The 13,723-nt window shown below is 60.4% G+C and carries 14 protein-coding genes; 4 read left to right on the plus strand and 10 right to left on the minus strand.

All coding sequences use genetic code 11. The annotated features are described in order from the left end of the window. Positions 1-79: 79 nt before the first annotated feature. Positions 80-1,033 (minus strand): formylglycine-generating enzyme family protein, encoded by a 954-nt coding sequence (locus OLZ32_RS13925; protein WP_264421361.1) that lies wholly within the window; start codon positions 1,031-1,033, stop codon positions 80-82. A gap of 457 nt (positions 1,034-1,490) precedes the next feature. Here OLZ32_RS13925 and OLZ32_RS13930 point away from each other — a divergent pair, with 457 nt between their 5' ends. Next, the gene (locus tag OLZ32_RS13930; RefSeq protein WP_264395621.1) at positions 1,491-3,149 is read left to right on the plus strand and encodes an arylsulfatase; all 1,659 of its coding nucleotides are present in this window, start codon (positions 1,491-1,493) and stop codon (positions 3,147-3,149) included. 171 nt (positions 3,150-3,320) lie between these two features. Here OLZ32_RS13930 and OLZ32_RS13935 read toward each other — a convergent pair whose 3' ends face one another. Further along, positions 3,321-3,674: a TraR/DksA family transcriptional regulator gene (locus OLZ32_RS13935; protein ID WP_264421363.1), complete on the minus strand. Its 354-nt coding sequence runs from the start codon at positions 3,672-3,674 to the stop codon at positions 3,321-3,323. Positions 3,675-3,915: 241 nt separating this feature from the next. Next, positions 3,916-4,803 carry a universal stress protein gene (locus OLZ32_RS13940; protein ID WP_017988245.1) on the minus strand — a complete coding sequence of 296 codons (888 nt, stop codon included), beginning with the start codon at positions 4,801-4,803 and terminating at the stop codon, positions 3,916-3,918. A 260-nt stretch (positions 4,804-5,063) separates the two neighbouring features. Between OLZ32_RS13940 and OLZ32_RS13945 the strand changes: the two genes are divergently transcribed. Next, positions 5,064-5,759: a VIT1/CCC1 transporter family protein gene (locus OLZ32_RS13945; protein ID WP_264395619.1), complete on the plus strand. Its 696-nt coding sequence runs from the start codon at positions 5,064-5,066 to the stop codon at positions 5,757-5,759. A 156-nt stretch (positions 5,760-5,915) separates the two neighbouring features. On the opposite strand, the gene OLZ32_RS13950 is transcribed toward OLZ32_RS13945, so the two are convergent. From OLZ32_RS13950 to OLZ32_RS13980, 7 genes are all read right to left on the minus strand, one after another. Then, positions 5,916-6,368, minus strand: coding sequence for a DUF302 domain-containing protein (locus OLZ32_RS13950; RefSeq protein ID WP_017988247.1), 453 nt, complete (start codon positions 6,366-6,368; stop codon positions 5,916-5,918). Then, entirely contained in the window at positions 6,365-6,748 is a 384-nt protein-coding gene (locus OLZ32_RS13955) for an EF-hand domain-containing protein (protein WP_406648201.1), read from the minus strand. The genes OLZ32_RS13950 and OLZ32_RS13955 overlap by 4 nt, the downstream gene beginning before the upstream one ends. 121 nt (positions 6,749-6,869) lie before the next feature. Further along, on the minus strand, positions 6,870-7,811 hold the full coding sequence (locus OLZ32_RS13960) for an FAD:protein FMN transferase (RefSeq protein ID WP_406648203.1): 942 nt from the start codon (positions 7,809-7,811) through the stop codon (positions 6,870-6,872). After that, positions 7,792-9,990 carry a PepSY domain-containing protein gene (locus OLZ32_RS13965; RefSeq protein WP_264421370.1) on the minus strand — a complete coding sequence of 733 codons (2,199 nt, stop codon included), beginning with the start codon at positions 9,988-9,990 and terminating at the stop codon, positions 7,792-7,794. The genes OLZ32_RS13960 and OLZ32_RS13965 overlap by 20 nt, the downstream gene beginning before the upstream one ends. An 18-nt stretch (positions 9,991-10,008) precedes the next feature. After that, positions 10,009-10,479: a DUF2271 domain-containing protein gene (locus OLZ32_RS13970; RefSeq protein ID WP_264421417.1), complete on the minus strand. Its 471-nt coding sequence runs from the start codon at positions 10,477-10,479 to the stop codon at positions 10,009-10,011. A 34-nt stretch (positions 10,480-10,513) separates the two neighbouring features. Beyond that, complete coding sequence (locus OLZ32_RS13975; protein ID WP_264421371.1) at positions 10,514-10,837, minus strand: hypothetical protein; 324 nt, start codon at positions 10,835-10,837, stop codon at positions 10,514-10,516. A 37-nt stretch (positions 10,838-10,874) separates the two neighbouring features. After that, a complete protein-coding gene (locus OLZ32_RS13980) occupies positions 10,875-11,153 on the minus strand; it encodes a PepSY domain-containing protein (RefSeq protein WP_264421374.1) in 279 nt (92 codons plus the stop codon). 162 nt (positions 11,154-11,315) lie between these two features. Between OLZ32_RS13980 and OLZ32_RS13985 the strand changes: the two genes are divergently transcribed. Both OLZ32_RS13985 and OLZ32_RS13990 read left to right on the plus strand, forming a co-directional pair. Then, the gene (locus OLZ32_RS13985) at positions 11,316-11,975 is read left to right on the plus strand and encodes a response regulator transcription factor (RefSeq protein ID WP_003539373.1); all 660 of its coding nucleotides are present in this window, start codon (positions 11,316-11,318) and stop codon (positions 11,973-11,975) included. Then, the gene (locus OLZ32_RS13990; protein WP_264421378.1) at positions 11,972-13,342 is read left to right on the plus strand and encodes a sensor histidine kinase; all 1,371 of its coding nucleotides are present in this window, start codon (positions 11,972-11,974) and stop codon (positions 13,340-13,342) included. Before OLZ32_RS13985 ends, OLZ32_RS13990 begins: the two co-directional genes overlap by 4 nt. The last annotated feature ends 381 nt before the right edge of the window (positions 13,343-13,723 follow it).

Raw genomic sequence — 13,723 nt, forward strand, 5'->3', positions numbered from 1 at the left:
CACAAAGGACAGGTCATGAAAGGTCTTGTCACCATCGGTGGCTTATTCCGCCGACGCGTCATGTGGCCATGACGCCGCTTCACGCGCGCTTGACACATCTGAAGCCGACATGACTTGTGGACGTGTCCTCAGGCTCGGCATGTCTGGCGGCGGGACGATAGCGCCTGCAATAGTTCGGCGCGCAGAGGTGGGATCCGCCCTTGAGCACGCGCCGCGGGATCCTGATGTCAGGCAGCCGCGGATCGTAGCTGGCGTCGGCGTCGCCTCCGCGGGGATTGCTGGGGATGCAGCACGAATGGCTGGCAGGCTCGGGATGGCGTGTCGACCAGAAGTCAGAGGTCCATTCCCAGACATTGCCGATCATGTCGTAGATGCCGTAGCCGTTTGATGGAAAGGATCCGACGGGGGACGTTCTATCCGCACCGGCTGGCTTAGTGCTCAGCGCAGGGAAGGTGCCCTGCCAGGTGTTGGCCATGAGCTTTCCTTCCGGGTTCAACTCGTCACCCCAGGCATATTCCGCATCGTCAAGGCCGCCGCGCGCCGCCAGTTCCCACTCTGCCTCGGTCGGCAGATCTTTTTCCGCCCAGGCCGCATAGGCCTTGGCGTCGCTATAGGCGATATGAACGACAGGATGATCGAGCTTGCCGCGGATATCGGTGCGACCGCCGTAAGGGTGTCGCCAGTCCGCGCCGAACTTGAATGACCACCACTGGGTAATGTCTGGGCCGACGACGGCTTTCGGCGGGGTGAACACCAGAGATCCGGCTCGCAGCATTTTGGGAAGCGCTCCAGGATAGTCCTCGGCACGGGGAGCCCTTTCGGCGACGGTTACATGTCCGGTGGCTTTGACGAACGAGGCGAACTGGCGGTTGGTGACAGGGGTGGCGTCGATCCAGAAGCCGTCGACTGTCACCGGATGGGCGGGGGCCTCCTCCACATAATGCTCGTTCGATCCCATGGTGTAGGTACGGCCGGCCACCCAGACCAGACCCTGAAATCCCGCGTCGTCCACTGCGCGCCGGTCAGGTATCATGTTCGTCACCCTCGCAGCTTATCGCCATTCATATAACCGTGCGTGTCCCCGATCTTCGATCAAGATAACTATCCCTCACAGCCGCGTTCTTGAAGTAGGTTACAGTAAAATACGCGACCCCGCCGAATTCTATCGAGCGACATAGAAGTCGCGGAGATGATATCGCGTCAGCACGGATGTCGCCTTTCACGCTACCGGTATTTCTGGGCGGCTTTCGCCCGGGCATTGGTTCCTGCCTATCGGCGGTTTCGCCCGTAGGTTACGGTAAGATACTTGCTCTCTTTATATTTGCTACGCCTTATATACGCGTCCAGGCAAGCCGACAGGCCCTGTTATTCTCAACGCGGCGTGCACTTTCGCACGGCTATCTCAACTGAGCATTCGAGAACCTCATCGGACCGTATCCAGCAGCCCTTGCAGTGTTGAGCTTTGCTTTGCCTGACCAAGAAAGGGAGAAATGGGCATGACAGAAAACGCGACTCCAACGAGGCGGGATATCCTGCTAACCGGCGGATCTTTGCTCGCCATGTCGGCGATTGGCACGGCTGCGAGCACCACCATAAGCCGGAAAGCCATGGCTCAAGCAACGGGTAAAAAACCCAATATAGTGGTCATCATGGCCGATGACGTCGGCATCTGGAATATCGGCGCTTACAATCGCGGCATGATGGCCGGTCGTACTCCACATCTCGACAAGCTTGCGGCAGAGGGGATGCTCTTTACCGACTACTATGCCGAGGCGAGTTGCACGGCAGGGCGGGCGAACTTCATCACCGGCGAGCTTCCGGTTCGAACTGGCATGACCACGGTTGGCCAGGCAGGCTCGCCCATTGGCCTTCCTGCTGCGGCGCCAACCATTGCCACCGTGCTGAGGTCCCTAGGCTACGCCACGGGACAGTTCGGCAAGAACCATCTTGGAGATCTCAACGAGTTTCTGCCAACGGTTCACGGCTTCGATGAGTTTTTCGGCTACCTTTATCATCTCGATGCGATGGAAGACCCCGCCCACCCTGGCTATCCGCAGGAACTGCTGAACGTAGTGGGGCCGCGCAACATGGTCCATTCCTGGGCCACGGAAACCGATGACCCCACGGAAATGCCGCGATGGGGAAAGGTCGGAAAACAGAAGATTGAAGATGCCGGCACGCTCTATCCGGAAAGGATGAAGACGGTCGACGACGAGATTCGCGATCTTTCCTTCAAGTTTATCGACAGGGCCAAGGCCGATGGCAAGCCGTTCTTCCTTTGGCTCAACCCGACACGGATGCACATTGTTACTCATCTATCGGAAAAATACGAGAAGATGCGGAATTCCGAGAATGGCTGGACCATCCATGAAGCAGGGATGGCGCAGCTTGACGACATTGTTGGCGATACCATGCAGAAGCTGAGGGACATGGGCGACGATGAGAATACGATCGTCGTGTTCACGACCGACAATGGCACCGAAAACTTCACCTGGCCGGACGGCGGTCAGACACCATTTTTCGGCGGAAAAGGCACGACATACGAAGGCGGCTTCCGCGCCCCCGCAATCGTCCGCTGGCCGGGGCACGTTCCTCCCGGTTCGATTTGCAATGGGCTGATGTCCGGCCTCGACTGGTTCCCGACGCTTGCGTCCGCCGCTGGCAGCACCAATATCGCCGTCGAACTGAAAGCGGGGAAGGAACTCGATGGCCAGACCTACAAGGTTCACCTCGACGGCTATGATCAAACCAGCATGATCACTGGAACTGGCCCGTCGAACCGTCATGAAATCTGGTATTTCGCCGAAAGCGTGCTCGGTGCGGCCCGGATTGATGACTATAAATACACGTTCATGGAACAGCCGGACGGCTGGATAGGCAACACGGTGAAATTGGACGTGCCGACCGTGATAAACCTGCGCCTTGATCCATTTGAGCGTACGGCCTTTTTCAAGGGTAACGTTGGTTCACAAGAATACTTTGAATGGTACAAGTTCGAGTTCTGGCGTTTCGTCCTGGTTCAGCAAAAAGTTGAAGAGCTGGCGAAGACCGCCATTGAATTCCCGCCGATGCAGAAAGGCGCGAGCTTCGGAATAGACGCAGTCAAGGCACAAATCGCCGAGGCCATGCGCAAGCAACACGCACAGTAAGCCACGTGCACGTTGCATGGCGCGGCACGTCAATGCGGGTGGAGAGTTTTTGTGCCTCCAGCCGCATTGAACCAGCTTTTGTCGAGACGGGAGCGGTTGACGTACGGCCGTTGAGTTAGGCTATTTGGAAGGGTTCAGATCGCAAAGCATGGTGGCCTTGCAAGTCAGGCTTCAAACCGACTGAGCGCAAGACTGACAGAAAGGTGTGTGGGGGACGGCGTCAAGCCTCCTCTCGCCGATCGGCTTGCTGCACTTCACACAGGTGCCAAAAGTTCCAGCTTCAATCCGGTCCAACGCCGCCTGCACGGCGAGGAGCTCCTTTTGTCCAGCCTCGCCGAGTTCTTCCAGGACTTCATCGTTATTTCGCTCTGTAGCGCGATCATCATCATCATCAGGATTCCGAGGCTCTTCGAAATCATGCTCGATCGCTTGCAGGCGGGTTTCTAGCTCGCGCCGGCGTTGACCAAGGATCGCCTTGTGCTTTTCGATATGTTGCCTCGTTTGCGAGGAGGACTGCTTCTGCATGATCGCTCTCCAGCCGGCCTTATGTTCGCGACCGACACCTTGTTTTACTGGGAATTTCCAAAGCTAGGCGTGTCGGGCGTGCGTCGCATTGATCCGAATCAAGGTAGCTTCGATCCACGCGCGTCCAGGCTTCCTTGTCCGAAGAGCCAACTTGCAGGATACTATTTTTTCTTGGCTTCGCTGACGGTCCTGACTCGGAAACGGGCAGAAGCAGGTCACAGACCCATGCGGGCAGTTTCCGTCAATGTGACATGAGAACGGGCAACATCGGGTTCTCCAAGACGCCATCGGTTGCTCCGCCCAGGACGAAATCTCGCAACCTCGAGTGTCCAAACCCTCCCATGACCAGCATATCGGCGCCGAGTTCCAATGCTGTTTGCTGAATGCTCTGACCGATCGATGAAGAGGCAAAGCGAGCGACCGTTGCGCTTGCATTGATGCCGCTCGAAACCAGGATCTCAGCAAGGTGCGCTCCGCTTGGCTCCGGCAACGGCTTTTCGCCGGTCAGAGATAGGACCGAGACCCGCTTGGCCTTGTGAATGAATGGCTTTGCATCGTTGACCGCCCGCGCGGCGGCTCGGCTTCCGTCCCAGGCGATGACCAGATGGTCGATTGGGCCCACAAGGGTCTTGTTAGGAAAGATGATGGCTGGCCGGCCGGATCCGAATATGACCGCTTCGGCGACGATACGGGTATCCGGAACGTCCGCGATACATTCGAGAATAGCCAGATCGAAAAAACGTGCTTCCGTGGCTGCCGTGTCGTGCAATAGCGGCAAGGTGGTTTTGACTGTTCGACAAGATAATTCAACCTCGGCGCTCGCTGCGAGGTTCGTTGCCGCTGAAACCAGCGTTGCCGCACGATCGCGGCTCAAAGTCTCGGCATGCTCGATCATCTTCGGAGTATCGAGCAGCAAAGACGACCATGCGTTGGGGATGTGCGGAATCGCGACTGTTAGCGCGCACGCGTGAAGATGTGCACCGTAGTGCCCAGCAAACGCTACAGCGTTCGAAATGATCAATCCGGAACTTGAATCGGGATACGTTGCCAGCGGGAGAAAATATTGTGCCGTCGTCATGTCCTGCTCCATCTCTCGTGGACCGCCACGATTACAATCATCTATCTCCATTCGTCTCAACTCGGCATTGATGTAACGCAATTGCGTTGGCGTGGCCGCTTTTTTGGCTTTGGCAACGCCGCGCACCGCTCATTCGGTCTCGGCTTCGAAGAAGGCGAGGAAAAGCAGAAGGTTCGGAGAGGCAGCTTTTGATCGTCGTCAAATCCTTGATGGTCGAGGACCGATATAAAATTCGGGGTGCGACCGCGAGTGCCGCGTTGCTCGCGTTCGGTGTTGCGCTCTTCGTCTAATCTCGCATTCAGGAGACACCCATGAGCAGACTGCATTCGGAAAATCACCTCGTCTCCCGCATCGGTTGGCTCCGGGCCGCCGTACTCGGTGCAAACGACGGGATCGTCTCAACGGCGAGTTTGATCATGGGCGTCGCCAGCGCATCCGCCGGAACCTCGCAGATCCTGGTGGCGGGCGCCGCTGGTCTGGTCGCGGGCGCAATGTCGATGGCGGCCGGCGAATATGTATCGGTAAGCTCGCAGGCGGATACCGAGGAAGCTGATCTTGCGCGGGAGCGGACGGAGTTGGAGACGCAGCCAGAAGCTGAGCTCGGTGAGCTGACGCAAATCTACGTCAAACGCGGCCTCACCCACGATCTGGCCAGGCAGGTCGCGGTCCAACTGACCGCCAATAATGTTCTCGACGCGCATTCGCGCGACGAACTCGGTATCGTCGAACACATGGAGGCCCGGCCCATTGAGGCAGCCTTGACGTCGGCCGTCACCTTCGCGGTGGGAGCCGCTCTACCCCTGCTGATGGTCGTTCTGTCACCCGCCTCGGTGCTGGTCTATAGCGTTGCAAGCGCGTCTTTGGCTTTCCTTGCGCTGCTGGGCGCGATCGGTGCGAAAGCGGGCGGCGCAAACGTCTCGAGAGCCACAACTCGCGTCACCTTCTGGGGCGCCTTCGCGATGGCGCTGACGGCCGGAATCGGTGCGCTGGTTGGCACGGCCATCTGACCATGCGTGTCAGATGCGAGGGTTGGCCTATTTCTGTACTGCGGGTGCCGGTGCGCGACGGCCGTATGCAGCCGGTCGCCGTTCGGCTTATCAGCGGGAGTTCTCTGATCCACAATCGAAACGGGCTCTGTAGCCGGCTCTCCGTAAAATCGGGTATCAAACGTCCGTCACGACATCCGCAAGCAGCAAGCGAACCCTGCCTGCCAGACTGGTCAGCATGTCGTTGTCGATCGCCTGCATGGAGGCGACCGGATCGATGGCGCTCACCATGACATTGCCACCACCGACTGCGCGCAGGATGACATTGCACGGCAGCATAGCCCCCACCTTCGGTTCAAGTTTCATCGCCTCGAACGCCATGCGCGGATTGCAGGCTCCGAGGATGAGGTAGTCGTCGATGTCGGCGTCGATCTTCTTTTTCATGGTTGCCTTGACATCGATCTCCGTCAGAACACCGAAACCGTGCTTGATGAGAGCGGATTTGGTCCTGCCGACCGCATCTTCGAAACTGGTCGCCCACAGGGTTCTATCGAGCGTGTAGGTCATGAGAAGCCTCCTGTGAGCGGTAATTCCGATGCAACGGCCGGCAAATGCCGGGCCTTCGATCACATGTCCTGCATAAAAGCCTGCATTTCCTCAGGTGTGACTTTGCCGTCATTGTTCGCGTCAACCGCGTCGAAGATGCGTTTGTGGATTGCGGTCACCTCTTCGAAAGAAATTGCGCCGTCCCCATCACTATCGGCGATGACGAACATGATCTTCATCATATGACCGCGCATTGGCCCCATCATGCGCATTCTTTCATTCATGCCTGATGACATCATGTTGCGGCCCATCATGCCGGGCATCATTTCCGATCCGTCGGCCTCGGGCTTAGCCTCCGACTGGGCCGGGTCTGGACTTTTCGTCTGGGCGGAGGCGCTGCCCATGGCACCGACGGCACCGAGCAAGGCCAGCAGAGTGATCGTTGGCAGTCTGAACATGGACATCCTGACTCTCCTCTTTGAGTACTGTCCTCCACGAGTTGGAGCGCCCTTTGAGGATACGATGCACACGGGGTTCAAACATTGCGCTGGATCAAACCACTTGCACGGTTGTTACGAGGTCCGGTTAGCGCACAAACAGGCCGCATCCGATCCCTTTCGGCTGGTCATGCTTGAGGAAGAGAACAGACAGACCAAGCCTTTCGGCGAGTGCAAGGCCGCGTGCTTGGCCGAGAACCATCATCGCCGTCGCCCAGGCGTCGGCGCTCATGCAATCGCAGGCGATCACCGTCGCCGAGGCGGGTGGGTCCCTGAGCGGCATGCCGAGGCGCGGCTCCATGGTGTGCGAGAGACGATGGCCGCCGACATCGATCCAGTGTCGATAGTCGCCGGACGTCGCAACGGCGGCATCATCCAACTCGAGCATGGAATGCACGGCACGCACTTCCAGATTTGGCGCTTCGACGGCGACGGCCCAGGCGCGACCATCAGGCTGAGTGCCGAGCGCTCGCAGTTCGCCGTCGATGGCGAAGAGGCCGGCGTCGATACCGTGCTGGCGCGCAGCCTCAGCCAGTTGATCGGCGCCATAACCCTTCGCGATGCCATTGAGATCGAAGCACATCTCGGAGTGCTTGCGGGCGCGTCCGGTGACCTTGTCCAGTTCCAGAACATCATGGGCCGGGCTGCGTTTCGCAAGACGCGCGGTCCTGATCATGTCCTCGTTTGCGTCCGCCGGGCCGAAACCCCACGCGGTGGTCGCATCACCCATGCCGATATCGAAGGCGCCGCCCGAGGTGCAGCCGATGGCAAGACTCGCTCCCAGCACGGTAAGCAGCCGGTCGGGCAGGGCAACCCATCCGCCGGGTCGTGCGGCGTTCAAGCGATTCAGGTCGCTTTGAGGCATCCAGGTGGACATTTGTTTGTCGATTTCAGTCACGGCGTCGGCCATCGCCTTGCGGGCGGGGACGACATCGAAACCCGATGGCATGTGAAAGAGGGCGGACCAGCGCGTGCCCATGGTCGGACCGTTCATCGCATAGCGCGTCATGTCAGTAGACGTCCTCGGCATAGCGGCCAGTCGCTTTCAGGAGTGCGAGGCTGAAGCCCTGTGCCGCGAGAATGTCGGCAAGGACGGCGGCAACGGCCGCCGCCATGTCCCGACTCCCGCAGATGAGGACCTGACCGCCTGCGGCAATGAGCTTGCCGATGCGCTCGCCGTCCTTACACACAATATCCTGCACATAGGCCGGGCTTGCAGTTCGCGAAAAGGCTGTCGATACCGAGGTCAGCCGGCCGTCCTTTTTCCAGTAGGAAAGCTCCTCGGCGTAAAGCGCGTCGCTGGCGGGATGGCGAGTTCCGAAATAGAGATGCATGGGGCGGCGTGCCCGGTTTCGACGGGCGAAGCCGGCAAGCGGACCGATACCGGCGCCGGCGCCGATGAGAATGACCGGCTTGCCTCCCCGGGCCGGGCGGAAGGAGGGGTTTGGGCGCACGAAGGCCGCGACGGTATCCCGCGGCTTCAATGCGGTGAGTTGGCTTGAGCAAAGTCCTCCCACTTGCTGGCGGACGCAGATTTCGAGAAAGCCATCCTTGGTACCGGAAGCAAGGGAGTAGAAGCGCGGCAGATCCGAGCCCTGTGGCACGATGCCGATCAGGTCTCCGGCCTCGAACCGCGGGAAGCCCTTGCCCGTCAGGCGCTGCCAGAGCGAAATCTTTGGCAGGGCAAAGCGCAGGATAGCCGTGGTCGCCTGTACGCTTGCGCCATAGTCGCGGCGGGATATCAGCGGCAATCTCCAGGTCTTTGGAGCGATCGGTTGGTGCTTCAGCTCGAAATCGAGCCCAAGCGCCTCAGCCAGGAGTCGTCCCCAGCGGGCGAAATCCTGTGGCGATTGGCGGTTTACCGTGTCGAAGGGGATGGGGGAGGCCCAGCCCTTGTCCTTGGCTATCGCCGCGATCTCGACGGCGAAACCGCAGAAGGCCGGGAAGCCGCGATCGCCGAAACCGAGCACGGCGAGCGGCAGGCCGGGCTTTGCGGGCGTACGTTCGAAACGTTCGATGAAGCCCATGGCGGAGGCGGGCGCTGCGCCATCGCCATAGGTGGCGGCGAGCAGAATGACACGCCGCGCCTTCGGCCAGCGGGCCGGTTCGAAATTGGACATCGGGCCGACATGGACGCGAAGACCCTCCGCAGAAAGAGCGGCCTGCAGCGTATTGGCAAAGCCCCAGGTCGTGCCGCTCTCACTGCCGACGAGCAGGATCGTATCGGCCTCGCCAGCGTCTGCCGAGGTTGCTCTTGGGGCGCGACGCCTTTTGAGCCAGACAACCAGGCCTGTCCAGCCGAGAACAGGTACCGTAAGCGCAGAGAACCCGAGGACGAGCCCGAGCCAGGCCAAGCCGTACCCGGTGTGCAGCATGGTGATGAGGCGCGTGACCCTGTCGACCCAGCCGGCGGCCGACCAGGCCAGCAGCGAGCCGTTGCCCTGGTCGATATAAGCTTCTCCTGCTGAAATCTTGAGTGTGAAAACGTCCGTTGCGTCGCCCGGGGCAGGGAAATTCAGCGAGAGCAGGTCATTGACCGGCGTCTCTTGAAGCAGAGTGACGGACGTGAGCGCCACCCCGGTCTTGCCGCTGATGTCGGCCGGGAAGGCCGGTGCAACCGCGCCTTCCGGCAGCAGGCCGAAAACAGCAGCCGTCATCCAGAGCGCAGTGAGCGAGGAGAGGAAGAGACCCGGCAGAGCTAGGCGCGAGACGACGGCGTGTAAGCGTCCGTCGCCGGTGCCGCGAACGGATTTCAGAACGAAACGCCAGCCGCCGGCGCGCCGTGCCATCACGAAGAGCCCGGAAATTGCGAGGGCAAGCATAACCGCTGCACCGCCCGCAGTTATGAAGCGTCCAGGATCATCGAGGAAAAGCGAGCGATGGAGATTGGTCAACCAGCGCTCCAGATCCGAGGTGTCGGCGCTGCCGGCCGGCGCGCCAGTGGCAGGGTCGATGACAGCGGAGGCGGGTTGGTCGCCTTCGTAGTAATACGCGGTGAACCGCCCGGACGGCGCGCGTCTGATCTGTTCCACCGTACGTTCTGCCGCCTGGACTCGCGCGGCGAGTTCGGCAACGCTGATGTGCTGCGCGGCAGGCATGGTGAGCGCCTCTGCGGCGGGGAAGATCGACAGTGCGGCGCCGCTCAGCGCGACGACGCTGAGAAGCACCGAGCCGATCAGCCCAAACCAGCGGTGAAGCGAGCGCGTCATGGCGAGCGTCCTTCCCGCTCAACGCGCATAGCTGAAGGCGGCGATGTAGCGCGTGCCCTTCACCTTCTGCCCTGAGCCGGCCGATGTCAGCGGCACCACGATCTCGTTTGGGCTGTCGCGCATGTCTTCCACGGCGGAGTCGATGTGAAGCTGATAGCCGGCATCGAACAGCGTATCGGCAAGATCGACCGTGACCTTGAGTGAACGGCCGGCACCAACGCTGGCACCCGTGATGCCGTTGATCTCGGCGGCATTGCCACCGGTGGCGCGGTACCAGCCGGTGAGATGCTCGTAATACCTGGTCTTGCCGCCCGCCATCCAAAGGCTGCCGACATATTTGCCCTGCGCATCGGTGACGTAATAGGCAAGGTAGGCACCATCGCCGCCGTAGTTGCGCATGTTGGTGGTGAAGGTCACTTCGCGCGCCATGGCAAGGCCGGGAACGGTAAGGGCCGTGGTGACTGCAAGCATGGCGATAAGGGATTTCATTCTCATCGATATTCTCCTTGGCTGACTTGACGGTTCAGTTCGTCTGGACCCGCGGCCTGGAACCAGGCGTGAAAAGGCCGTTGCTGGGCGGGGTGGCGTTCTGCTGCAGCACGGCGCCGCCTCGACCGCAGGCATCGTCATCCTCGTCTTCGCAGTCATCGGCGGCGCAACGGCCGGTGTCGTCGTGACGGAGGCGATGCTCCTCCTTGCGATTATCGTCCTCGCTCTCTTGATAGCCGGCTGGTACGGCGCCGGCGGCGGCACTCTCCGGTGCGGGGAACGGCATGGCCAGACTGCCGAGGGGGGCGAGAAAGCCAATGCCGGCGCAAGCGGCCAGAAGAAATTTGCGGTACGTCATAAGTGACCTCCAGTTGGATATCTTTGTGGGGTTGGGCTCAGCGATCTTCGCGGCGTTCATCGAGTTGGATGACTTCAAGCGTCACCGGATCGATTTTCGCTTTGAAGCGACGGCCGTCCTTGTCGGTGCCCTGGAGCTCGTAACAACCGTCATCGATCTTGATGCGCTTCAGCGTCCAACCCCGTTGCCCAGCCATGGCGCGAACCGCCGCATGCGTCTTCCAATTGCTGATCGGAACGTCGCAGTCGTCTCTTGCCTGAGCGGATGTCACGGCGATGACGGCGAGCGCCAAGATGGGCAAGGTGCCGGTTTTCATTCTTGTTTCCTCTCATTTCGGTCTGATCAATTGCGTTCCAAGCTGACCGGCGCCTGACAAACCGCGCGACATTGCTTCAGCTTCCCGTAAGTTGGCAGGTGGACTAGGAGACGAGAGAGAGAGAGAGAGAGAGAGAGAGAGAGAGAGAGAGGGAAGGCTGCGATGCGGGTTCTACTAATCGAGGACGATACGGCGCTGGGCGCGGCCATTCGCGACCAGATCGCAGCCGATGGCCATTCCGTCGATTGGGTGAACCGTCTCGACCAGGCGGGCGATGCGATCGTTGCGGCTGCTTATGATCTGGTGCTGCTCGATCTGATGCTGCCCGATGGGCTTGGCATTCCCTTTCTGAAGGGGTTGCGTGGGCGCGGCGACGTGACGCCGGTCATGATCCTGACAGCGCTCGACCAGGTCTCTGACCGTATTGCCGGATTGAACGCGGGCGCTGACGATTACATGGTGAAGCCCTTCGATCTTGCGGAGCTTTCGGCGCGGATCGGGTCGGTGGCGCGCCGTTATGCCGGCAATCCCAATCCCAACATCACGCTTGGCCCGCTCGCCATCGATCTCGCCGCCAGAAGCATCACGCTGAATGGCAAGGCCGTTGTTCTAACGGCGCGAGAATGGGTCCTGTTTGAGGCCTTCCTGCAACGTCCCGGCCAGCTTCTTTCGAAGGCGCAGCTCGAAGAGCGGCTCTATTCCTTCGATAGGGAAATCGACAGCAACGCCATCGAGGTCCATGTCAGCCGGTTGCGTAAGAAGCTCGGTACTCATGTGATCGAGACCGAGCGCGGGCTCGGCTATCGTCTGGGACGGCCATGAGGATCGGCGCTTCGCTCCAGACGCGCTTGGCGCTCGCCCTTGGACTTTCAGTGACGCTGCTATGGCTTACGGCGGCAGCGGTAACCGCGCACCGTCTTGGCGGGCAGATGGAACAGGTGTTCGATGATGGCCTGAAGGCAACAGCGCAGCGCATTTTGCCGATTGCCCGGCACGACCTGCGCGAAGGCCATCAAGGCCGCAATGCGACCGATTACGATGACAATGATGAGGACGACGACGGTGATGGACGCATCGGCCGAGAGGCTCGCTACGGCGAAGACGTAAGCTTCATCGTGCGTGACCAAAACGGGCAGGTTCTGCTCGGCTCGAAGGGGGCGGATGCCTCGAGCTTCCCACCCTTCACGAAGCGCGGGTTTCTTCGAACCGCAACGCATCAGCTCTATTACGATACGAGCTTCGACGGGAACCTGACGATTGCCGTCGCCGAACCGCTTGACCATCGCACGGAATTGTCACGCAAGATGCTGTTGGGCCTCGTGCTGCCGCTGATCGTGGTGATCCCTCTCAGCCTGCTCGCGATATACCTCGCGGTGCGCCGCTCCTTACGGCCGGTGCGCGCGCTTAGGCAGGAGCTGGCCAATCGCGGCGCGCAGGATTTGTCGCCCGTCACCGACAGTGGCCTGCCGACCGAGCTTCTCCCGATTTCGGCAGGTGTCAACCAGCTTCTGGATCGCCTGACGGCAGCGTTCCACGCCGAGCGCGCCTTTGCAGCCAATGCCGCGCACGAGCTTCGTACGCCGGTGGCCGGCGCAATCGCGCAGGCGCAACGCATTCGCTCCGAGACCAAGGAAAAGCTGACGAGCCAGCGGGCGACGGAGATCGAAACGACGCTGAAGCGGTTGATGCGCATATCGGAAAAACTGATGCAGCTTGCTCGCGCCGAGGGTGGGCGTCTACAAAGTGACGAGCCTTCCGATCTCAGAACCGTCCTGCAGATGGTCCTTCAGGATTTTGCCCGGGCAGGAGAGGGGCGCATCGCGCTGAGATTGCCGCAGGTACCGGTGCTTTCCATGCTGGACCCCGATACGGTCGGTATTCTCTGCCGCAACCTGATTGAGAACGCCCTGAAGCATGGTGCGCAGCATGGCTTCGTCGAGGTTTCACTGGAGCCCGGCGGCCTGTTGACTGTTGCCAATGACGGCCCGAACCTGCCGGCCGATGCCATGGACCGTCTGATGCGGCGGTTCGAACGCGGGGCCGGCAAGATCGGCGGAACGGGCCTCGGGCTCGCTATCGTAACGGCCATCGCCGATCGCATTGGAGCCGATGTACAGATTGTCTCTCCGCGACCCGTAAAAAACGAAGGTGTTCAGGTTGAGATCAAGCTGCCTGTCGCCAACCATTGACGGGAACTCCGGCTTTGTCTCGAATATCAGCGAAACTGGGATAATCTGCCTCCAAGGAGCCGCGCGCCACTGCCAATCCCTCAATTTTGCCGGCGCGATTGAAAGAAGGCGGCGGGCCCTCATGTTTGCCCACCGCCCACCCCTCCCGGCGTCCGCCGCCACGGTCGGGAGGAGAGGTGAGCCTATCTGAGCCAGGCCACGGTTTGTATCCAAGCAGACAAACAAAGATGCGGTGTCATTCGACAGTCACATAAGCATTTGTGAGGAGTGTTTTACCGACAGGCGAATGTCATTGAAGTTGCTGCGATCATTGTCGCGGTGCCTGTGGATAGGCTGTGGATATCCGGTGGATGACAGGATCAATCGGCGCGCGACAACGTC

The organism is Rhizobium acaciae, assembly GCF_025941625.1.
Lineage (GTDB): Bacteria > Pseudomonadota > Alphaproteobacteria > Rhizobiales > Rhizobiaceae > Rhizobium > Rhizobium acaciae.